We start from the raw sequence: 21001 nt of genomic DNA, 5'->3' as shown, positions 1-21001 counted from the left end.
AGCCGTCAGCGCGGATCCGTAGGTACAGACACGCGTCTGTACCTACGGCGACGAGTGACGAGGGCGGCGGTCGGCCGGGCCCTGTCCTGAACAGGGGCTAGCCGACCGCCGCCGCCACGGCGATGATCGCGAACATCAGCACGAGCACGGCGGCCATGATGCGGTTACGGGTTTTCGGGTCCACACGTCGAGACTAACGGCCGGGTCCGACAGAACCGCCGCCCGGGTGCCCCCGACGGCCCCGGCCGAGCGGGCGGCGCGCGATCGCCTCGTACCGCGGCTGCTCCCCCGCCACGCCCGAGACCGGCAGCCGGCTCCGTACGAGAACCAGCTCGGACACGTCCCACGGCCTGCCCTCGAAGCCGCTCAGGGCCTCGACGTACGGCCGGAGGTCCACGCCGTCGGCCGTGCGGCCACGCGCGAGCGTGAGGTGGGCCCGGTAGGAGCGGTGCTCCTCCATCGGCACCCCGGACCGGCGCGCGGCGGCGTCGGCACGTTCCGCGAGGAGCCGGAGCTCGTCGATGCCTCCGGCGGCGCCGGCCCACAGCGTACGGCCGCCGAAGTGCCCGCCACCGCGGACCCGGAGCCGGAACGGCTCGGTCCGGTACGCGGCCCGCTCCAGCCGTACGGTCAGCTCGGGCAGCAGCGCCTCCTCCACCTCGCCCATGAAGGCGAGCGTGAAGTGCCGCCCCTCCTGCCCGGTCCACCGCAGCCCGTCGGCCCCGGGCAGGTCGCGCAGGCGCCGTACGACATCGGCCAGTTCGGCGGCGGCAGCGGCGGGCGGCAGGACGGCGGCGAACAGTCTGAGTGTCGTCGGGCTCATCGTCGGACTCATGGAACGATTCTGCCGGTCATATGACAGACGGGGCGTTACCCGGTCACCGTGCGTATCGTTGTACCGCGCGGCTACCGCATCCACGCGGGAGCGGGGAGGAGCGCCGGATGACCGTCGTGGACGGGGGCGCCGAGCTGACGCTGGACAGGCTGTTCGACGCGCTTGAGGAGATGCCCGTCCCCGGGGGAGTGAAGGTCGAGATTGTCGAGGGGAACATCTTCATGTCGGCGCAGCGCCAGGTGCACTGGGAAATCACCCTGGACATCATCGAGCAGTTGCGAGCCGCGTATCCGCGGAAGCGTCTGGCATCCGACGTACGCATCGACTATCCCGGGCACTTCAACGGCTTCTGCTCCGATGTCGCTTCCTTGGCGGAGGGCTCCGTGCAGGACGACAGGGGGCGCTGGCGCCATGAGGATGTCGAGTTCGTCGTCGAAGTCGTCTCCAAGAGAACCGCGGTCAACGACTACGGCTCCAAGAAGATCGCGTACGCCACCGCCGATGTCCCCGCCTATCTCGTCGCGGACCCCTTCACCGGCCGCTGCCATCTTTTCACCGGGCCGAAGAACCGCGAATACACCACTGAACTGAGCGTCGCGTTCGGCACGGACATCAACCTCGGCGCCGTCAGGACCGGCTTGGTCCTGAAGACCGACGAGTTCCCCCGCGACTGACACAAACGGTGGTTCCGGTCGACCGGAACCACCGTCGTCACTCACGGCTCACAGGCCACGGCTCACGCCGCCGTCGCGAGCTGTTCGCGTTCCTCCTTCGGTACGAACTCCATGTGCGGCCGTCCGCCGCGCAGGTCGACCTTGAGCCGTACCCCCACCACCCGCGTGAGGATCAGGCCGATCGCCGCCGCCGCGAGCAGGGAGACCACGCCGCCCGTGGCGAAGCCGACGCGGGCACCGTACGTGTCGGTGACCCAGCCGAGGAGCGGGCCGCCTATGGGGGTGCCGCCGACGAAGACCATCATGTAGAGGCTCATCACCCGGCCTCTCATCGCCGGGTCCGCGGCCATCTGGACGCTCGTGTTGGCGCTGATGTTCGTCGTCAGTCCGATCATGCCAATCGGCAGGAGCAGCAGCGAGAACATCCAGACGGACGGCGAGAAGGAGATCACGATCTCCAGCAGGCCGAAGGCCATCGCCGCCAGGATCAGCAGCCTGACCCGGCTGGAGCGGCGGCGGGCGGCGAGCAGGGCGCCGGCCAGGGAGCCGGCGGCCATCAGGATGTTGAAGAAGGCGTAGAGCCCGGCTCCGCCCTCGAAGACCTCGTGCGCGAAGGCCGTCAGCCAGATCGGGAAGTTGAAGCCGAACGTGCCGATGAAGCCGACGAGGACGATCGGCCAGATCAGGTCGGGACGGCCGCGTACGTAGCGGAGCCCTTCCCTGAGCTGCCCCTTCGCGCGCGGTACGCGGACGGACCGGTGCAGCTCGTGCGGGCGCATCAGCAGCAGCCCGATGATCGGGGCCAGGAAGGAGAGGCCGTTCAGCATGAACGCCCAGCCGCTGCCCACGGTGGTGATCAGCACACCGGCGACCGCAGGGCCGACCAGCCGGGCGGACTGGAAGTTGGCCGAGTTGAGGCTGACCGCGTTGCGCAGTTGGTCCGGGCCGACCATCTCGGAGACGAAGGACTGGCGGGTCGGGTTGTCGACGACCGTGACCATGCCGAGCAGGAAAGCGAGCAGATAGACGTGCCAGACCTGGACATGTCCGGAGAGCGTCAGCACGGCGAGGGAGACGCCGCACAGGCCCAGCGCGGCCTGGGTGAAGAGCAGGAGCTGACGCTTCGGGTAGCGGTCGGCGATGACGCCGCCGTAGAGGCCGAAGAGCAGCATCGGCAGGAACTGGAGGGCCGTCGTGATGCCGACGGCGGCGGAGGAGCCGGTGATGCTCAGGACCAGCCAGTCCTGGGTGACACGGGACATCCACGTACCGATGTTGGAGACGACGGCGCCCGTCGCGAACAAACGGTAGTTGCGGATCTTCAGCGAGGAGAAGGTTCCGCCGGTGGCCGGCTTGCTCTCGGCGGAGTCGTCACCGCCGGTCGAGTCGGTACCGCCGACAGGTCCGGTGCCGCCGGTCGAGTCGGTCGCTTCGGTACGGCCGTTCGGGTCACGGTGACCGGTCAGGCCGACGGGAGAGATCGGTTCGGTGGGGGAGATCGGTTCGGTACGGCCGAGGGGACCGGTGCCGTCGGTGGAGCCTATGGAGTCGGGGTCGTCCGCCTCGGGGACGGTGCCGTCGGCGAGCGTGCCGACCGGGGTGGGGCCCTCAGGCGTGGTGCTCTCAGGGGTGGTGCTGTCGTGGGTGGATTGCGGTGCGGGGGCGGAGTCTGCTCCGGATCCCGTACTCAATGGGGGTTCGCCTCCTTACGGCGCGCGGTCTACAAATGGGCGAGCTTCTCCAGCACGGGAGCGGCAGCGCGCAGCTTCGCCCACTCGTCCTCGTCCAGGCCCTCGGCGAGGGTCGCCAGCCAGACGTTGCGTTTACGGCGGCTCTCTTCGAGCATCGCCTCGGCCCGCTCGGTCTGGCTGACCACCTTCTGCCGACGGTCGTCGGGGTGCGGCTCAAGCCTGACAAGACCCTTCGCCTCCAGCAACGCGACGATGCGGGTCATCGACGGCGGCTGCACGTGCTCCTTGCGGGCCAGCTCGCCCGGAGTGGCGGAGCCACAGCGCGCGAGAGTACCCAGGACCGACATCTCGGTCGGGGACAGCGACTCGTCCACACGTTGGTGCTTCAGGCGCCGGCCCAGCCGCATGACGGCGGAGCGGAGAGCGTTCACGGCGGCGTCGTTCTCATGCTCGTCACCGTGGGGCAGGTCAGGCATGTACTTAGCTTAACTCATTACCCAAGCTAAATACCACCGGGGCGCAACACGACTCTCGGCCGGATTCCCTGGGGTCGAATCACTCGTACGAGTGAGACTGAGGCAGAAAGTGACCCGCCGGGCGACGCGCGCGCCCGACCCTGGTGCGTATGGGATCGACAGTGCTCAGCCTGCGGATCGACGGTGAGCTGCTCGACCGGCTCCGCCACCATGCCGCCATACGCGGAATGAGCGTCCAGGACTATGTGACCCGGACGCTCATTCGTGACGACTTCGACGAGCGCTTCAAGGCGGCCGTCGACGAGACCGAGCGCTTCTACGGCGGCGTGCAGTAGCGGTAGCAGTAGCAGTAGCAGTAGCAGTAGCGGAAGCGGTAGCAGTAGCGGGCCGGGGGACCCGGCGTGCGCCTCAGGTCAGGCCCAGCGCCGGCATCGCGTAGTAGAAGACGAAGACGGCCGAGACCGCGTACAGCGCCGCCGGTACCTCGCGGCCCCGCCCGGTCGCCAGGCGCAGCACGCTGAAGGTGATGAAGCCGATGCCGATGCCGTTGGTGATCGAGTAGGTGAACGGCATCATCACCATGGCCAGGAAGGCCGGCACGGCGATCGTGAAGTCGCTCCAGTCGATGTCCCGTACGGAACCGGCCAGGATCAGGAAGCCCACCGCGATCAGCGCGGGCGTCGCCGCCTGGGACGGGACCATCGTCGCCAGCGGTGTGAGGAACAGCGCCACGGTGAAGAGCAGGCCCGTCACGACGGACGCCAGCCCCGTCCTGGCCCCTTCGCCGACGCCCGCCGTGGACTCCACGTAACAGGTGTTGGCCGAGGCCGAGCCCGCGCCGCCCGCGGCGACCGCGATGCCGTCGACGAAGAGGACCTTGTTCATCCCGGGCAGGTTGCCGTTCTTGTCCATCAGCTTGGCCTCGTCGCCGACGCCGAGGATGGTGCCCATCGCGTCGAAGAAGCACGACAGCAGCACGGTGAAGACGAACAGCGCCCCGGTGAGGACGCCGACCTTCTCGAAGCCGCCGAAGAGGCTGACGTTCCCGATCAGGCCGAAGTCCGGGCTCGCGACCGGATTGCCAGGCCACTTCGGGGCCGTCAGGCCCCAGCTCGGCACCTTGGTGACCGCGTCGATGATCATCGCGAGGGCCGTCATCGCGACGATGGAGATCAGGATCGCGCCCGGCACCTTGCGGATGATCAGCGTGAGGGTGAGCAGCACGCCGATGGCGAAGATGAGGACCGGCCAGCCGTGCAGATGCCCGTTCCCCCCGAGCTGGAGCGGCACGGTGGTCCGGGCGATGTCCGGGATACGGGAGACGAACCCGGAGTCGACCAGCCCGATCAGCATGATGAAGAGGCCGATACCGATCGCGATGCCCTTGCGCAGCCCGAGCGGTACGGCGCTCATCACGCGCTCGCGCAGACCGGTGGCCACGAGCAGCATCACCAGCAGACCCGCGAGGACGACCATGCCCATCGCGTCCGCCCAGCTCATCCGGGGGGCGAGTTGCAGGGCGACGACGGTGTTGACGCCGAGGCCGGCCGCGAGGGCGATCGGCACATTGCCGATGACGCCCATCAGGAGCGTGGAGAAGGCGGCGGTCAGCACGGTGGCGGTGACGAGCTGGCTGTTGTCGAGCTGGTGCCCGTACATGTCCTTCGCGCTGCCGAGGATGATCGGGTTCAGCACGATGATGTAGGCCATCGCGAAGAAGGTGGCGAAGCCGCCACGTATCTCACGGCCGATCGTGGAGCCGCGCTCCGAGATCTTGAAGAAGCCGTCAAGTCCGCCGGACGACTGCCCGGGGGTCGGCGGCTGGGCGTCGGAACCGACCGGAGCGGTGGCCGAGGAAGGCATGCGGAACCTCAGACGTCGTACGAGGGGAGGGGCGGGTGGTGGGGCGGTACGGGCGGCACGGGGCAGAGCGGGGACTGCGGCGAAACTTGATCAGACCGATGTGTTACCGATGTGTTCATCGGGTTTCCATTGATGTTCAAACGCATGGATGTTCACCGAACAAAACCAGACACCCACAAACCGTTTCAGTATGAACAGATCGTAAGAAGATCGCTATCTCCGCGCGTAGACCCTTGAGCCGCCTGCTCCCCGTCCTCCGCGCACCCCCACTTACACTGATCCCATGACCGGTTCTACGCCCCAGCGCGCCGCGCCCGAGCCTCTGGAGGGGCCGGTCGTCGGCACCGTCACGGGCGGCACGATCATCTGGTTCGCCCTCTTCCTCCTCCAGCTCCCCTTCTACGGCTGGTACAGCGAGCACGGGCACACCTGGTGGATCTGGACCTGCCTCGCCGGCGCCGGACTCGGACTCATCGGGATCTGGTACGTACGCGGCCGGGACGCGGCGCTCAAGCGTGCTGCCGCTGCTGCGGAAGCCGACGCCGAAGCCGACGCCGAGGGGACCACAGGGCCCGACGAGGACGGGCCCGGCGCCTCCGGCCCGTAGGGGCGTGCCCCTTACGGCTCCGCCCCGGCCCGTAGTGCCCAGGGACGATTCCGCACCCGAACCGTCGTCCCGGGGTCTGATCTTCGCTCCGGCCGGCGGGTGGCGGGGCCCTCCCCACCGTACGGTCGGAACATGACGCAGCGGGCGAAGATCAACACCGACGGCGCGGAGCCGGACGGCACGGAGCGGGGCTCCCCGGCCCCCACCACCCCCGCCATCGACGCGGGCGCCGAGCTGGACCCCGTACACCCCATGACGCTTCCCCCGCCCGCCGGCCGGCACACCGGGCTGACCGCCGCCGAAGTGGCGGAGCATGTGGCGCGCGGGGAGGTCAACGACGTACCCGTCCGCAGCAGCCGGTCCGCCGCCGAGATCGTCCGGGCGAACGTCTTCACCCGATTCAACGCGATCATCGGCGTGCTCTGGGTGATCATGTTCTTCGTCGCGCCGATCCAGGACACCCTGTTCGGCTTCGTGATCATCGCCAACACCGGTATCGGCATCATCCAGGAGCTGCGCGCCAAGAAGACCCTCGACGGGCTCGCGGTGATCGGCGAGGCGAGACCGACCGTACGGCGGGACGGGGTCGCCGCCGAGATCTCCACCTCCGACATCGTCCTCGGCGACCTCATCGAACTGGGCCCCGGCGACAAGGTCGTGGTCGACGGCGTGGTGGCCGAGGCCGACAGTCTGGAGATCGACGAGTCGCTGCTCACCGGCGAGGCGGACCCGGTGCTGAAACGTCCCGGCGACCCCGTGATGTCCGGCAGCTTCGTGGTCGTCGGCGGGGGCGCGTTCCAGGCGACGAAGGTCGGGCGCGACGCCTACGCCGCGCAGCTCGCCGAGGAGGCGTCCCGCTTCACGCTGGTCGACTCCGAGCTGCGCAACGGCATCAGCACGATCCTCAAGTACGTGACCTGGATGATGATCCCGACCGCGACCGGGCTCATCCTCAGCCAGCTCGTCGTCAAGCAGAACGACTTCAAGAACTCCATCGCCAGGACCGTCGGCGGGATCGTCCCGATGATCCCCGAGGGCCTGGTGCTGCTGACCTCCGTCGCCTTCGCGATCGGGGTCATCCGGCTCGGCCGGCTCAAGGTCCTCGTCCAGGAGCTGCCCGCCATCGAGGGGCTCGCGCGCGTCGACGTCGTCTGCCTCGACAAGACGGGCACGCTCACCGAGGGCGGGATGGACGTCAGCGAGCTGCGTCCGCTCGGGGGTGCGGACGAGTCGTACGTACGGAAGGTGCTCGGCGCGATCGGGGAGTCCGACCCGCGCCCCAACGCCAGCCTCCAGGCGATCATCGACGCGTACCAGGACGAGCGCGGGCGGTGGCCGGTGGCGGCGGCGCTGCCCTTCTCGTCCGTACGGAAGTACAGCGGCGCCGCGTTCGAGGAGTTCGAGGAGAGCGGCGAAGGAGCGGACGGCGCCACGACCGGGAACGGCGACGGACTCTCCCGCTGGCTGCTCGGCGCGCCCGACGTACTGCTGCCCTCGGACGATCCGGCGCTCGCCGAGGTCGACCACCTCAACCGGCAGGGGATGCGCGTCCTGCTCCTCGCCCGCGTCGGTACGGGTGTGAGCGCGGGCGGTCCCGACCTCGACTCCCCCGAGGCCGTGTCCGGCGCCGAGGCGACCGCCCTCGTCGTACTGGAGCAGCGGCTGCGGCCCGACGCCGCCGAGACCCTCACGTACTTCGCCGACCAGGACGTCGCCGCGAAGGTCATCTCAGGCGACAACGCGGTCTCCGTCGGCGCCGTGGCCGGAAAGCTCGGTCTGTCCGGCGCGGAGCAGACCGTCGACGCCCGGCATCTTCCCGCCGAACGGGAGGGGATGGCCGAGGCGCTCGACGCGGGGGCGGTCTTCGGCCGGGTCACCCCGCAGCAGAAGCGCGACATGGTCGGCGCGCTCCAGTCGCGCGGGCACACGGTCGCGATGACGGGGGACGGCGTCAACGACGTCCTGGCGCTGAAGGACGCGGACATCGGCGTCGCGATGGGCTCGGGCTCGGAGGCGACCCGGGCCGTCGCCCAGATCGTGCTGCTGAACAACAGCTTCGCGACGCTGCCTTCGGTGGTGGCGGAGGGCCGCCGGGTCATCGGCAACATCACGCGGGTGGCGACGCTCTTCCTCACCAAGACCGTCTACTCGGTGCTGCTGGCGATCCTGGTGGCGTGCTTCCAGGTCGAGTACCCCTTCCTGCCGCGCCATCTCACGCTGCTCTCGACGCTGACGATCGGCATCCCGGCGTTCTTCCTGGCGCTGGCCCCGAACAGGGAGCGCGCCCAGCCCCACTTCGTCCGCCGGGTGATGCGGTACGCGGTGCCCTCGGGCGTCATCGCGGCCGTCGCCACGTTCACCACGTATCTGCTGGCCCGGCACTCCTACACCGGCCCCGACTCGCTCGGCGCGGAGACCAGCGCGGCCACGCTCACGCTGTTCCTGGTCTCCATGTGGGTGCTGGCGATCGTCGCGCGCCCGTACACGTGGTGGCGGATCTGCCTCGTACTGTCGATGGGGGCGGCGTTCCTGGTGGTGCTGGCCGTACCGGCGTTGCAGCACTTCTTCGCGCTGAAGCTGGTGGGGACGACGGTGCCGTGGGCCGCGGTGGGCATCGCGGTGGTGGCGTCGGTGGCGCTGGAGATGTGCTGGCGGTGGGTGGGGCGCAGGTTCCCCGCCGCGTAGGGCGTACGGGCCCGGCAGGCGCTGGGCGTACGGGGCCCGGCGGCGTCAGCCTGCCGGGCCCCGCCGTGATCCGGTGCTAGTTGACGGCGACGTAGTCACCGGTGGCGTTGACCGCGGGGGTCGAGGCCGTACCGGCGAAGCTCCAGCGCCAGTAGCCGGCGACCGTCGTCCTGGTCGTGGTGGTCTTCAGCGTGCCGGTGCCGGAGGTCTTGACCGTCTTGACGTCGGTGTAGGTGCTGCTGTCCTTCTTACGGAACTGGAGCTTCACCGTCTGGGTGGCGTAGCCCTTGTAGGTGGCGGTCTCCCAGTTGGCGCGCGACAGCTTGCCGGTGACCGTGAGGGTCTTGCCCTTCTTCACGGGCTCCGGGGAGGCGTTGACGGTCAGCTTGGAGAGCCGCTGGAAGCGGATCTTGGTGAACTTGTCGTTCTGGACGTCCGTCCCGCCCTTGGCCAGCACGGCGGCGCCGACGTTCCAGTACGTGGCGTCCGTGTTGATCAGCTGGCCGGGGTCGACCGTGACGGTGAGCGTGCAGGTCGAGGTGGTGGCGTTGGCGGCCTTGCACGTCGCCTTGTCCTCGTTCTGAACGAAGGCGAAGGCGTCGTCGTCATCGAGGTTCTTGCCGATCCAGAGGATCGTGCCGGCGTCGGCGATGCCCGAGGCGTGGGACGCGGTGATCGCGATCGTGACCTTCTTGGTGGCGGTGGTGCCGACGACGATCGGCTTGCCGCCGTTCACCACCGTCTTGGTGATGACCGGGGCGGCGGCGGCCTTCGCCGCGGCGGTGAGTCCGTTGGCCTTGGCCTTCGGCGCGGCGGCGCCGTGCTGGGACGAGAAGCCGTAGTCCGGAGCGGACGGACGGTCGCCGCCGGGCGCGCCGGACTGCGCGGCCTGCGAGGCCGGCACGGCGAGAGCGGACAGGGCCAGGGCGCCGGAGACAGCGGCAACAGTGGCACGAATACGCATGCGTTCCCCAAGTGGAGAAGGGGCCCCGCGGTGCGTCGTTCGTACGGCGGGGCCCATCTGGTCTGTGAGCCTGGTGACTCGACAGACCAGACGAGGTACGCATGTGAATAGTTGTACGGAATCATGACTTTCTTGCGAAGATCCCAAAATCAGCCGACGAACCGACGGATCCGCTGACCGGCCGATCAGCGGATCGCGCGGATCGCGCCCCCGGCCGATCAGTCGAACCAGCGGTCCCTGGCCAGCTCCTCCGTACGCGACAGGTCCTCCAGCAGCGCCGCCACCTCGAAGCGCCGCGGCCACTGCCCCGCCGCCCACGCGAGCCCCGCCGCCACGCCCTCCAGCGTCGCCGCGTGCAGCACCCCGTCCGGGGTGCGGCGCCAGTCCAGTTCGGCGCCGCCCGCGACCAGTTCCTCGTGCTCGACGTACGTGGCGGGTGTGGCCGGGCCCAGCAGGGCGCGGACCGCGTCGGGCACCTCGTGCTCCTCGCCGCCTTCCGCCGCCTCCCCCGTCACCTCCGCGACGACCGTCTCACCGAGCCGCCGCACCTGGAGCAGTTCGGCCAGCTCCGCGAAGCGCGTCGGCGCGACCGGCAGCAGCGGCAGCCCGCCCGCCAGCGGCAGCAGGTCGGGGGCGTCCGCGATCACCGCGTCCGCCGCGTCGACCACCCGCACCTCGCCGTCGACCACCGCGCGCAGTTCGTCCGGCAGGGTCACCTGGTCCGGGTCGAGGTCGGCCAGGGCGGTGTAGAGCGCGTGCAGTTGCCCGGCGCCGACCTCCCGCTCCGGGTCCGCGAGCCGGCCCAGCAGCTCGGCGGCTCCGCCGGGCTCGTCCAGCAGGGCGGCGACGGAGGTCCGTACGCCCAGGGCGCGCAGCACCTGCGCGTCGTCAAAGCCGGTCGCGTCCACCGCGTCGTACAACCCGGCGAGCAGCGGGTCCCCGGTGGCGGAGCGCAGCCCGGCGGGGCGCCGTCCGTCGAGCACGGGGTGGTCGCGCAGCCACCACGCGGTGTAGGACCGTACGCTCTCCGTCGTCCCGTCGGGGAGCAGGATCCGTACGGGCTGGATGAGCGCGTCGCGCAGCGGCGGCCGGGCGAGCAGGGCCAGCGCCTGGGGCCACGCGTCGTCGTCCACCAGGTCCAGGTCGCGTACGGCGACGATCTCCGTGGCGACCGGCGGTACGGGTGTGTCGGGCAGCCGGTCCAGGACGTCCTCGCACCAGACGTCGACGGAGTCGAGCAGTCCGGCGTCGTCGGGTTCGGCGAAGTCGCCGTCCCTGGGCTCCAGTTCGTCGGGGTCGAGGACGACGTCCGTGGCGCGTACGAGGGCGAAGTCGGCGAGGACGCCACAGGCGGCGAGGGGCTGTTCGCCCCAGCGTTCGGCCAACTCGGCATCGCAGTAAGCGAGTTCGTCGGAACGTACGACGGAGGCGAACGGGCTTCCCGGCAGGACGAGTTCACCGGCGGGCGCCAGTTCGCCGTCCTCGTCGGTGAGCGCGAGGGCGCCGAGCCACGGTTCGTCGCCCGCCTCAAGTCCCGCGTCCCGTACGAGGGTCAGCACCAGTTCGGCGAGCTCCTCGGCGTCCGGGGTGGTGGCGTCCTCGTCCCACACCTCGCCCGCGTCGAGCGAGGCGGCGACCGCCGCCCGTACCTGAGGGGTCGTCAGAACGGCGCGGGGCGTGGCCGGGAGCGCGCCCAGTTTCTCCAGCAGGGGGTGGGCGGCCTCGGGGTGGGCGACCTTCAGCCCGAGCCGCGCGAGGTCGGCCGACCCGGCCCCCTCGGCTCCGTCCTCCCCGCCGGGCAGCGGCAGCAGCACCTGGCGCGGCCCGATCGTCGTACGGCCGTCCGCGAGCGGCACCGGCAGCCCGGAGAGCCGGTCGGCGTCCACGCCCGCGAGGGAGTCGTACAGCCGGTGCCACCAGGCGGGCGGCCGTTCGACGCCCGCGATGCGTTCGATGGCGTCGCCGAGGGGCAGTCGGCCGACCCCGAGCGTCCGCAGCTCCGGGCGCCGTTCGAGCCCGGCGGGCAGCAGGGTCGGCAGCACCTCGGCGAGCACCCGTACGGTGTCGGCGCCCGCGCCCTCCACGACCTCCGCCTCGAAGGGCCGCAGCGCGGCCGTCCCCTCCTCCTGATCGTCGTCGGGAGCCGACGGGACCGGCGGGACCGCCGGGGTGGCCGGGGTGAGGAAGGCGATGCGCGGCAGCCGCTCCAGGATCGCGGCGCGCAGGCTGCCGTCCAGCTCGCCCTTGCCGAGCGGGCCCGGCACGAGGTCGAGGAGGCCGGTGGAGTTGGGCTCCCAGCCGGCGAGCAGTTCGGCGTACGCGTCGGCCGCCCGCGCGACGAGGAAGTCGGTGAGCGGGCCCGGCGCGGGGTGGCGCCGCGTGGTGTCCAGCGGGAGCGTGGCGATCAGCAGCGCGGGCACGCCGAGGGGTTCGTCGGTGGGGGTCGGGGCGTGCACGACCGGCGCGGTGCGCGGCCGGGCCGGGGCGCCCTCGGCGTCCACGGGGACGGCCCAGGTCACGGCCCAGTGCGGGCGCAGCCGCTCCTCCACGGGCCGCCCTTCGAGGAGGGCCGCCCCGGTGGCCCCGTGGTGGCTGACCACGCGCCAGCGGCGCACCTCGCCGCCACCGTCCGCACCGCCCGCGCTGTCGTCCACGACGACGTACGAGGCGTCCTGCGAGCGCCGCACCACCCGCTCCCCGTCCGGGGTTTCGACCGCGACCTCGGAGAGCCCGGCGAGGGTCAGCAGCAGCGCGTCGTCGACCCCGGCGAGCAGCCGCTCCACGAGCGCGGTCGCGGCGGCGTCGCGCAGCGGCAGGATGACGACGGTGTCGTACCCGTCCGGGGCGGTGCCCTCGGCGGGCAGCGGCAGCCGCAGCAGCGGTACGTGGCCGTCGCGGCGCCGCAGTTCGTCCCCGAGGCCGGGGCTGGCCTGCGCGGTCACCCCGGCCAGCTCGCGGGCCTCGGCGAGGGACCAGCGGACGCCGCCGTGCCGGCCGATGACGGCGGGCTCGTCGCTGACGGCGAGCACGGCGGCGAAGCCGACGCCGAACCGTCCCACGGCGCTCTCGTGCCCCTCGCGCTTGGCGGAGGCGCGCAGGGTGGAGAGCGACTCGACGCCGGTCGCGTCGAGCGGGGCGCCGGTGTTGGCGGCCACGAGTACGGCGGGCCCGTCGGCGGTCGCGGGCCGCAGCGTCAGCCGCAGCCGCCCCTCGACCCCGGCGCGCGCGGCGGCGTCGGCGGCGTTCTGGGCCAGCTCGACGACGAGCCGGTCCCGGTAGCCGCCGAGGGCCAGGTCCTCCTCGGCGTTGGCATCCTCACGGAACCGCGCGGGGCCGGCCCCCCACGCGTCCAGCACCCCACGCCGCAGCCGCGCCGTCCCGAACGGGTCGGCCCCCTCGGTCGTCCTGACGCTCACGCTGTGACTCCGCTCTGTTCTGGTCTCCGCGTACGTTCTGGTCTCCGCGTACGGGCCCGAACGTACCGCGCGGCGCGCTGCGGTGGGGGTGCGGGGCGGCGGGCCACACGTCCGAGGTCGTCCCGGATCCGAGCGGCGGGGCTCGGCCGGGGTCCCGGCTGGTCCATGGTCCGTCCCGCTCCGGGCCGGGCTCTCCCGAGCGGATCGCGGACCACCGCCCGGAGCCGGCGCACGCCGTCGAGCGGCTGCCGCCCGGGCGGTGGGATGTGCCGACGACGTGCCCGGTCGAGGCCCGCCACCGTGGTCTCGATCGATAACGTATCGACTGAACACGCGGAGGTAATGTGGCCTCATGACCGCCGACGTCCCTCACAGGACCACCACCTCGCGTGCGACCGGCCGTCCAGGAGATGCCTCGCCTTTCGCCCTGGGCCTGTTGCTGCGCCGGGCGCACTGGCACGCAGCCGCGGTGATGACCGAGGCGCTCCGGCCGCTCGGCATCGAGTTGCGGCATTTCGCCGTACTGATCGTCCTCATGGACCGCGGGCCCACGGTGCAGCGGGACCTGGCGGTGGCTACAGGGTCGGACAAGGCGGGAATCATGCGGGTCGTGGACGATCTGGAGCGTAAGGGGCTGGCCGTACGCAAGGCCGTTCCCGGGGACCGGCGGGCGCGGGCAGTGGAGATCACGCCCGAGGGCGTCGAGCTTTTCGACGTGGCCCACGCTTCGGCGGAGCCGCTGTCGGAGCGTCTGGTCGCCGAACTGGGGCCCGGCGAGCCCGAGCGGCTGGCGGATCTGCTGACCCGGATCACCCGTCACACGGACGGAGAGGCGTAAGCACGCCCGCACGGCGGTCGGCCGGCGCGCGGGCGCGCTTTCCGCTCGGGCGGCTCTCGTGGCGAGCCCGGCCCGGAGGTTACGCGGCGAGGCGCTCCGAGAGTTCCTTGGCCTTGGCGCCCGCGTCCTCGAACGCACGCTTGCGGGATGCCTCGTAGAGGGGGACCAGTTCGGACATGTCCGGCTTGCTGGGGGCCATGGTGAGTTCCGGAACGATGAATTCGAGGTCCATGCCGAGGGTGTTCTTGAGGACGGCCTCCAGGTAGTTCTGGACGAACTCGTAGCCCTCGCGCGGGGTACCCGGCGCGAAGGACCCGCCGCGGCTGGCGACGACGACGACCGGGGTGCCCTGGGCGGAGCGGGTCTCGCCCGCGGTGCGGCCGAAGAGGATCACGTTGTCGAGCCACGCCTTGAGGGTCGACGGGATCGAGTAGTTGTACATGGGGGCGCCGATCAGGACCGCGTCCGCCCGCTCAAGCTCCTCGATGAGCGTCGCGCGCACGGCGAACGCGGCGGACTGCTCCGGGGTGTGCGCGGACGAGGCGGCGAAACCGGCGGTGTGCGCGTCCGCGGTGATGTGCGGGACCGGGCTGACCGCGATGTCGCGGTAGATCACCGTGCCCTCCGGGTGCTGCTCCTCCCATACCTGGCGGAATGTGTTTCCGACCGAACGGGACGAGGACTTTTCGCCGGGAAACGCGGACGAATCGATGTGCAGCAGTGTGGTCATGGGCTTTCTCCAGAGAGCGGGGCCGGGGGAGGTCATCACGGGCCATGGATGCACGGCGAGATTAGTTACACTCGCAACAGTATTGAATGATACTATCGCACTCACAACGGAGCTGGATACCGAGCAGACGGAGGCGGATGATCTTGGATGTCTACGAGGCGGTGACAAGCCGACGAGCCGTGCGCGGGTTCACCGGCCGCCCCGCCACGAGGGAGGTACTGGAGCGCGCGCTGTCCGCCGCGGCCTGGTCACCGTCCGCGTCGAACCTCCAGCCGTGGCACACCTACGTACTGACCGACGAACCGCTGGCCGAGCTCAAGAAGTGCACAGGCGAGCGCGTGACCTCGGGTGACCCGTGGGACGAGCCGGAGTACGAGCAGTACCCGCCCGCGCTGAAGTCCCCGTACCGCGAGCGCCGGTCCGCCTTCGGGGAGCAGCGCTACGGCGCGCTCGGCATTCCCCGCGAGAACATCGAGGCACGCCAGAGGGCCGCCGCAGGCAACTGGGACTGTTTCGGCGCGCCCGCCGCCCTGTTCTGCTACATCGACCGCGCTATGGGCTCACCCCAATGGGCCGACGTCGGCATGTATCTGCAGACCGTCATGCTGCTGCTCCGAGCCGAAGGCCTGCACAGTTGCGCACAGATGGCATGGGCGAAATATCACCGGACGGTCGCGGAGGTCCTGTCACCCCCGGACGAGCTCATCCTCTTCTGCGGCATGTCGATCGGCTTCGAGGACGTCACGGTGGATGACACCCGCACCGGCCGGGCGCCGCTCGACGAGACGGTCACGTTCATCGACGGCCGCTGACACCGTCCGCTCCCGGGCGACGAACACCCCGCTCCCCACGGTCGACCCGATGCCTCGGACGAGCGTCTCCTGTGGCGTGGTCCGATCCACGCTCACATGCTGGCTCCAACACATCTCACACACCTCACACACCTCACACACCTCACACACCTCACGACGAAAGGCATGTCATGAAGTTCGCTGTCATCGGCGGTACCGGGCTGATCGGGTCGCAGGTCGTCAAGAACCTGAACGCCGCCGGGCATGAAGCGGTACCGCACTCGCAGTCCACCGGAGTCGACGTCATCAGCGGCCAAGGGCTGGACGAGGCGGCGGCGGGAGCGGACGTCGTCGTCAACCTGACGAACTCCCCGACCTTCGACGAAGCATCCCCGGACTTCTTCCGGACCTCGATGGACAACCTCCTGGGCGCGGCCAGGAAGGCCGGCATCGGCCACTTCGTCATCCTCTCGATCATCGGCACGGACCAGGTGCCCGAGCTGGACTACTACCGCGCCAAGACGCTCCAGGAGAACCTCCTCGCGGCCGGACCGATCCCCTACTCGATCGTCCGGGCGACGCAGTTCATGGAATTCATCGACACGGTCCTGTCCATGACCACCGACGGCGACACCGTCCGGCTGCCCGCCACACCGATCCAGCCCATCGCCGCCAAGGACGTGGCCACCGCGGTGGCGGACGTCGCCGCGGGCCCCCCGCTGAACGGCATTCACAAGATCGCCGGCCCTGAGATCTTCCCCCTGGACGAGCTGGGCCGGATCACCCTGTCCCGAAAAGGCGACAGCCGTACGGTCGTCACCGACCCCACCGCCGGCATGTTCGCCGCCGTGAAGGGCGACGTCCTCACCGACGGGCACGCTCACCTCGCCCCCACCCACTACGCCGACTGGCTCTCCTGACTCACACGGACCCGAGAGCGCGCGCCCGTCGTGCAGTCGGCGGCGCGCCCGAAGACGCCGGGGGTCACCCCGAACGACCGGACGAACCACCGGTGGAAATGCGCCTGATCGGCGAACCCGGACAGCGCGGCGGCGTCGGCCGCCGAGTGGCCCGCGACGAGAAGACCCCGGGCCTTGCGCAGCCGGAGCAGGCGCTGGTAGTCGCTGGGCGGTATCCCGTACACGGCGCGGAAGGCCCGGTAGAGGGCGAACCGGCTGCACCCGGCGGCGTCCGCGAGGTCCTGAGCGGTGAGATCACGCCCGTACGCCTCGTCCAGCAGCGCCCGCACCCGGCGGGCCGCCATCGTCCGTCCGCCGCCGGACAGCTCGCGGGGCGCGGCGGAGCCCGTACGCGACGACGCGTTGCGCCGGACCATCGCCGTCACGGCCGCGGTCAGCCGCTCCTCCCGTACGAGCGGATCGGCGCCGCCGACAAGCGCGGGGTGCAGTCTGCGCAGCGCGCGGGCGAGCACGGGGTCGTCGACCACGGGCCGGTCGAAGCGCGGCATGCGTGCGCGCCCGCCGGTGATGTCGTCGAGCAGGTCCCGGACGACCTCGGGCCCGATGTGCATGATCCGGTAGGTGAAGCCCAGCTCCTCGGCCATCAGGACGGCGTCGGGGCGGCCCATCGGCACGCCCCGGGACTCGTCAGGTGCCGAGGTCCTCGATGATCTCGCTCACCTGGCTGTTCACCTTGGGGGCCCACCCCGCACGCAACGGCGCCAGCCGGGCGACCGCCGCGCCCAGCCATTCCGGGTCACCGAGGCGGTGCAGCGCCTTCGCCTCGGACGCCTTCTGGAACAGGGCCTTGACCACGAGAACGTGCGGGCCCGTGTAAGGGCGCTCGTGATGGCTGTAGTTCACCGACCATCCCTCGTACGGATGGCGCAGGAGCCCGTGTACGGAACAGCCGCTGCGGCCGGTCTCCAGGGGGCCGCCGCCGAGCGCGCCCATCACCCCCATGGCGCGCGTGGCGTGCCACGCACGGAAGGTGGCCCGGATCTTCAGCTCCACGAACCTGGACCAGGGGACGACGGCGTCAGGTGCCGGTGCGCCGAACTCGTGGCGTTCCAGGCCTTCGGCGGTGAGGACCAGGCAGGAGCCGCCCTCCCGCTTCGGGTCCCCGATGATCCAGCGGTCCCCGACCAGTTCCAGTGGTCCCAGATGATCCGTCATGATCCCCCCGTCGGTCATGCGCTCGCGCCCGCTCAGCTCTCGCGTGTTCTCGCGTAGTGGCGGGAGGCCTTGGCCCGGTTGCCGCAGGACGCCATGGAGCACCAGCGGCGGGTGCCGTTCCGTGACGTGTCGAAGAAGTGCAGGATGCACGCCTCGTGCGCGCAGCCCCGGATCCGGTCGGGGGCGGCGCGCAACAGGTTCAGGTAGTCGTGCGCCGCGGTCCAGGCCGCACCCCAGGACGGGTCCTCGAACTCCGTCTCCTCCCCGGGCCCCGCGGCGGTCAGGGTGGCGCGGATCCGGCCGTGGCCGAGTACGGCGTCGACGCGTTCGATGCCGGCCGCGCCGCCGGGGCTGTCGACGGCGGAGGCGAGCGCCTCCCGGGCGAGCAGCACGTGCTCCAGTGACGCGGCGTCGGCGGGGAAGCGGCGGTCGAGCCCGTTGCCCGCGAGCCAGATGCGCAGCCCTTCGGTGCCGGTCAGCAGGTCCTGGCGTACGCCGTCGTACATCCAGCGGGTGTTCAGCAGATCCAGCGAGACGGGCTCTCCGGTCAGGGGGCGCGGGTCGGTCGCCGGCATCCGTGGCTCCTCGCTCATGTCCGTACCCCCTCCAGTCGGCTAACCACTCAAGGGTATGTGATGGGTTGACCCCCTCCCCTCTAACCCTTAAAGTCCCATTCAGAGGTTAGCCTGAAGCGATCGACCCGATGGAGATCGAACCGAAAGCGAGGGGGTCCGCCATGACGGCGACCAGCACACTGCGAGCCGGCCACGTCGGCCTGAACGTCACCGATCTCGAACGCTCGCTCGACTTCTACGGGGAGGTGCTCGGATTCGACGTGCTCGGCGAGGGCAGCGACGAGGGCCGGCGCTTCGCTTTCCTGGGGCAGGACGGACAGCTCACGCTCACGCTGTGGCAGCAGGCGGACGGCGCGTACGCCCCGGGCCTCGCCGGGCTGCACCACTTGGCCTGGGAGGCCGGGACGATCGACGAGGTGAAGGCGTTCGAGGCCCGGCTCCGCGAGCGGGGTGTGGGCTTCGCGTACGACGGGATCGTCGCCCACCAGGAAGGCGCGCCCTCCGGCGGCATCTTCTTCCACGACCCGGACGGCACACGGCTGGAGATCTCCGTACCCACGGGTGCGGCGGGCGCGCCCGCTCCGTCGGCAGCCGCACCGACCTGCGGATTCTTCTGAAGGACTGAGGGACTGAGGAGCCGAGAGGCCAAGAGGATGAGGAGCTGAGGACCATGGATCCCTACCACCAGGGCTCGCGCGCCGTGCAGACCCGCGTCGGCGTACGCGAAGCGGCCGACCACGTCGGCCGCTCCATCGGGCAGGACATCCGTGACGTGGCCGCGGCCTTCCTCGGTCTTCAGCCGATGCTGGTCATCGGCGCGGCGGACGGAGCAGGCCGCATGTGGAGCTCGCTGCTCACCGGTGCGCCCGGTTTCGTACGGGCCACGGGCCCTCGGCGGATCTCGGTCGCGGGCGGCCTGCCGGACGGCGACCCGCTCGCCGCGGCGCTCGCGGCCGAGGGCACGGCGGTCGGCACCATCGCCCTCGATCCGCGGACCCGCCGCCGTATGCGCCTCAACGGCACGGCCGGGCCGACAGCGCGCGGGTTCGCGGTGGAGGCCGAGCAGGTCTTCTCCAACTGCCCGAAGTATCTGCAGAAGCGGGACCTCCAGCGGGACCAACACGAATCCGTCCCCGCCCGGTCCGGTGCCGTGCGGCACGGCCGGGAACTCACCCCCGGTCAGGAGAGGTTCATCCATGCCGCCGACACCTTCTTCATCGCCACCGCGTCGGCCGACGGCGCCGACGCCAGCCATCGCGGCGGCAACCCCGGATTCGTCCGGGTGACAGCGCCGAACGCACTCTCCTGGCAGGACTACGGGGGAAACTCGATGTTCCTGACCCTGGGCAACCTTGAGAACGATCCGCGCGCGGGACTGCTGTTCCTCGACTGGAGCACCGGCACCACGCTCCAGCTCTCCGGCACCGCGACCACCGCGTTCGGCGCGCACGGCCGCACCAACCGCTTCACGGTCGCCGAGGTCGTCGAGACCCCGCACGCCAGCCCCCTGCGCTGGTCCGCCCCCGAGTACTCGCCCGCCAACCCGCCCCTGTGAGCAGAGGAGCCCGCCATGACACCACCGCCACGGCCACCGTTCCCGCCGTTCGACGAGCAGAGCGCGATCCAGAAGGTCCAGGCCGCTGAAGACGCGTGGAACACCCGCGATCCCGAACGCGTCGCGCTCGCCTACACGGAGGACTCGGTCTGGCGGAACCGGGACACCTTCCTCACCGGCCGGGCCGCCATCGTGGCCTTCCTGCGCGAGAAGTGGGCCCGCGAACTCGACTACGCGCTGCGCAAGGAACTCTGGGGGTTCCATGGCAACCGGATCGCGGTGCGGTTCCAGTACGAGTGCCACGACGCGGCCGGCCAGTGGTGGCGCGGCTACGGCAACGAGCTGTGGGAGTTCACGGACGACGGGCTGATGCGCCGCAGGGAGGCAAGCATCAACGACGTCCCCATCGCCGAAGCGGACCGGCGCATCTTCGGCCCGCGCCCGGCGACCGAGCTGGGCGCCCCTCTCCCGCTCCGCTAACCTCGTGCGTCGTTCGTTCGTTTGTCTGTTTGCTTGTCCGTTCGTCTGTACGGAGGGGGCGCGTCGGTGCTGGAAAGTGATGAGCAGGCTGTTCTGGACCGCATACGGCAAGGTCTCGTCCACACCGAGTCCGAGGCGGCGTTCCAGGCCCCGCGGCGACGTACCGACCTCATCTTCGCGTACAACCACACCCCGCCGGGCGACACCGACACCCGCAGGTCACTACTGGTCGCGATCCTCGGCTCGGTCGGCGAACGCACCATTCTGAACGCGCCGTTCAGCGCCGGCTTCGGCAGCAACGTCCATATCGGCGACGACTTCTTCGGGAACGTCAACCTCGCGTTCGTCGACGACGTCGAGATCCGCATCGGGGACGGCGTCATGATCGCCCCCAACGTGACGCTCACGACGACGGGACATCCGGTCCACCCGGCGCGCCGCGCCGACTTCGGGCGGTTCTCGGAGCCGATCGTCATCGAGGACAAGGTGTGGATCGGCAGCAACGCCGTCGTCCTGCCGGGGGTCCGTATCGGTTACGGATCGGTCATCGGCGCCGGCAGCGTCGTCAGCAGGGACATCCCGCCCATGGTGGTCGCGGTCGGGACGCCGTGTCGCGTGCTCCGCCCCATCACGGACGCCGACCTGACCACGCGTACGACCGCCGCCGACCCGTCGATCGATTGACT

General features: G+C 70.7%; 21 protein-coding genes. 11 read left to right on the top strand and 10 right to left on the bottom strand.

Features of this window, described 5'->3' with window-relative positions; all coding sequences use genetic code 11:
• Nucleotides 1–193: 193 nt before the first annotated feature.
• Nucleotides 194–835: an RNA 2',3'-cyclic phosphodiesterase gene (gene thpR / locus ACIBJC_RS12760; RefSeq protein ID WP_399291381.1), complete on the bottom strand. Its 642-nt coding sequence runs from the start codon at nucleotides 833–835 to the stop codon at nucleotides 194–196.
• Between the two features lie 107 nt (nucleotides 836–942).
• Between thpR and ACIBJC_RS12755 the strand changes: the two genes are divergently transcribed.
• Nucleotides 943–1509 (top strand): Uma2 family endonuclease, encoded by a 567-nt coding sequence (locus tag ACIBJC_RS12755; RefSeq protein ID WP_399291378.1) that lies wholly within the window; start codon nucleotides 943–945, stop codon nucleotides 1507–1509.
• 62 nt (nucleotides 1510–1571) lie between these two features.
• Here ACIBJC_RS12755 and ACIBJC_RS12750 read toward each other — a convergent pair whose 3' ends face one another.
• A complete protein-coding gene (locus ACIBJC_RS12750; protein ID WP_399292311.1) occupies nucleotides 1572–2975 on the bottom strand; it encodes an MFS transporter in 1404 nt (467 codons plus the stop codon).
• Between the two features lie 254 nt (nucleotides 2976–3229).
• Nucleotides 3230–3676 (bottom strand): MarR family transcriptional regulator, encoded by a 447-nt coding sequence (locus ACIBJC_RS12745; protein ID WP_329824962.1) that lies wholly within the window; start codon nucleotides 3674–3676, stop codon nucleotides 3230–3232.
• 149 nt (nucleotides 3677–3825) lie between these two features.
• Here ACIBJC_RS12745 and ACIBJC_RS12740 point away from each other — a divergent pair, with 149 nt between their 5' ends.
• Nucleotides 3826–4011, top strand: coding sequence for a ribbon-helix-helix protein, CopG family (locus ACIBJC_RS12740; RefSeq protein ID WP_329824961.1), 186 nt, complete (start codon nucleotides 3826–3828; stop codon nucleotides 4009–4011).
• 73 nt (nucleotides 4012–4084) lie between these two features.
• On the opposite strand, the gene ACIBJC_RS12735 is transcribed toward ACIBJC_RS12740, so the two are convergent.
• Nucleotides 4085–5539: an NCS2 family permease gene (locus ACIBJC_RS12735; RefSeq protein ID WP_399291373.1), complete on the bottom strand. Its 1455-nt coding sequence runs from the start codon at nucleotides 5537–5539 to the stop codon at nucleotides 4085–4087.
• Nucleotides 5540–5822: 283 nt separating this feature from the next.
• Between ACIBJC_RS12735 and ACIBJC_RS12730 the strand changes: the two genes are divergently transcribed.
• Both ACIBJC_RS12730 and ACIBJC_RS12725 read left to right on the top strand, forming a co-directional pair.
• A complete protein-coding gene (locus ACIBJC_RS12730; RefSeq protein WP_399291370.1) occupies nucleotides 5823–6146 on the top strand; it encodes a DUF2530 domain-containing protein in 324 nt (107 codons plus the stop codon).
• A gap of 132 nt (nucleotides 6147–6278) precedes the next feature.
• A complete protein-coding gene (locus ACIBJC_RS12725; RefSeq protein WP_399291367.1) occupies nucleotides 6279–8831 on the top strand; it encodes a cation-translocating P-type ATPase in 2553 nt (850 codons plus the stop codon).
• 76 nt (nucleotides 8832–8907) lie between these two features.
• Here ACIBJC_RS12725 and ACIBJC_RS12720 read toward each other — a convergent pair whose 3' ends face one another.
• Both ACIBJC_RS12720 and ACIBJC_RS12715 read right to left on the bottom strand, forming a co-directional pair.
• Nucleotides 8908–9795: a DUF5707 domain-containing protein gene (locus ACIBJC_RS12720; protein ID WP_399291364.1), complete on the bottom strand. Its 888-nt coding sequence runs from the start codon at nucleotides 9793–9795 to the stop codon at nucleotides 8908–8910.
• A gap of 218 nt (nucleotides 9796–10013) precedes the next feature.
• Nucleotides 10014–13211, bottom strand: a complete 3198-nt coding sequence (locus tag ACIBJC_RS12715) for a sacsin N-terminal ATP-binding-like domain-containing protein (protein WP_399291361.1) — start codon at nucleotides 13209–13211, stop codon at nucleotides 10014–10016.
• A gap of 352 nt (nucleotides 13212–13563) precedes the next feature.
• Here ACIBJC_RS12715 and ACIBJC_RS12710 point away from each other — a divergent pair, with 352 nt between their 5' ends.
• Complete coding sequence (locus ACIBJC_RS12710; RefSeq protein ID WP_399291358.1) at nucleotides 13564–14049, top strand: MarR family winged helix-turn-helix transcriptional regulator; 486 nt, start codon at nucleotides 13564–13566, stop codon at nucleotides 14047–14049.
• A gap of 79 nt (nucleotides 14050–14128) precedes the next feature.
• Here ACIBJC_RS12710 and ACIBJC_RS12705 read toward each other — a convergent pair whose 3' ends face one another.
• Complete coding sequence (locus tag ACIBJC_RS12705) at nucleotides 14129–14779, bottom strand: FMN-dependent NADH-azoreductase (RefSeq protein ID WP_399291355.1); 651 nt, start codon at nucleotides 14777–14779, stop codon at nucleotides 14129–14131.
• A 143-nt stretch (nucleotides 14780–14922) separates the two neighbouring features.
• Between ACIBJC_RS12705 and ACIBJC_RS12700 the strand changes: the two genes are divergently transcribed.
• Nucleotides 14923–15591 carry a nitroreductase gene (locus tag ACIBJC_RS12700; RefSeq protein WP_399292309.1) on the top strand — a complete coding sequence of 223 codons (669 nt, stop codon included), beginning with the start codon at nucleotides 14923–14925 and terminating at the stop codon, nucleotides 15589–15591.
• A 170-nt stretch (nucleotides 15592–15761) separates the two neighbouring features.
• Entirely contained in the window at nucleotides 15762–16490 is a 729-nt protein-coding gene (locus tag ACIBJC_RS12695) for an SDR family oxidoreductase (RefSeq protein WP_399291353.1), read from the top strand.
• Here the strand turns inward: ACIBJC_RS12695 and ACIBJC_RS12690 are convergent.
• From ACIBJC_RS12690 to ACIBJC_RS12680, 3 genes are read right to left on the bottom strand one after another with little or no spacing between them, the layout of a single operon-like run.
• Nucleotides 16469–17158 carry a helix-turn-helix domain-containing protein gene (locus tag ACIBJC_RS12690; protein ID WP_399291350.1) on the bottom strand — a complete coding sequence of 230 codons (690 nt, stop codon included), beginning with the start codon at nucleotides 17156–17158 and terminating at the stop codon, nucleotides 16469–16471. The genes ACIBJC_RS12695 and ACIBJC_RS12690 overlap by 22 nt on opposite strands.
• A 19-nt stretch (nucleotides 17159–17177) precedes the next feature.
• A complete protein-coding gene (locus ACIBJC_RS12685) occupies nucleotides 17178–17705 on the bottom strand; it encodes a hypothetical protein (protein ID WP_399291347.1) in 528 nt (175 codons plus the stop codon).
• Nucleotides 17706–17737: 32 nt separating this feature from the next.
• Nucleotides 17738–18298 carry a CGNR zinc finger domain-containing protein gene (locus tag ACIBJC_RS12680; protein WP_399291344.1) on the bottom strand — a complete coding sequence of 187 codons (561 nt, stop codon included), beginning with the start codon at nucleotides 18296–18298 and terminating at the stop codon, nucleotides 17738–17740.
• 143 nt (nucleotides 18299–18441) lie between these two features.
• On the opposite strand from ACIBJC_RS12680, the gene ACIBJC_RS12675 reads away from it, so the two are divergent.
• The 4 genes from ACIBJC_RS12675 (at nucleotide 18442) to ACIBJC_RS12660 (ending at nucleotide 20999) form a co-directional block, all read left to right on the top strand.
• Entirely contained in the window at nucleotides 18442–18897 is a 456-nt protein-coding gene (locus ACIBJC_RS12675) for a VOC family protein (protein WP_399291342.1), read from the top strand.
• A 53-nt stretch (nucleotides 18898–18950) separates the two neighbouring features.
• The gene (locus tag ACIBJC_RS12670) at nucleotides 18951–19835 is read left to right on the top strand and encodes a pyridoxamine 5'-phosphate oxidase family protein (RefSeq protein ID WP_399291339.1); all 885 of its coding nucleotides are present in this window, start codon (nucleotides 18951–18953) and stop codon (nucleotides 19833–19835) included.
• A gap of 15 nt (nucleotides 19836–19850) precedes the next feature.
• Nucleotides 19851–20315: a nuclear transport factor 2 family protein gene (locus tag ACIBJC_RS12665; RefSeq protein WP_399291337.1), complete on the top strand. Its 465-nt coding sequence runs from the start codon at nucleotides 19851–19853 to the stop codon at nucleotides 20313–20315.
• Nucleotides 20316–20381: 66 nt separating this feature from the next.
• The gene (locus ACIBJC_RS12660; protein ID WP_399291334.1) at nucleotides 20382–20999 is read left to right on the top strand and encodes a sugar O-acetyltransferase; all 618 of its coding nucleotides are present in this window, start codon (nucleotides 20382–20384) and stop codon (nucleotides 20997–20999) included.
• The last annotated feature ends 2 nt before the right edge of the window (nucleotides 21000–21001 follow it).

Source organism: Streptomyces sp. NPDC050509, from assembly GCF_044457965.1.
In the GTDB taxonomy this organism is placed as follows: Bacteria; Actinomycetota; Actinomycetes; order Streptomycetales; family Streptomycetaceae; genus Streptomyces.
This window is presented reverse-complemented; position numbering and strand designations above follow the sequence as displayed.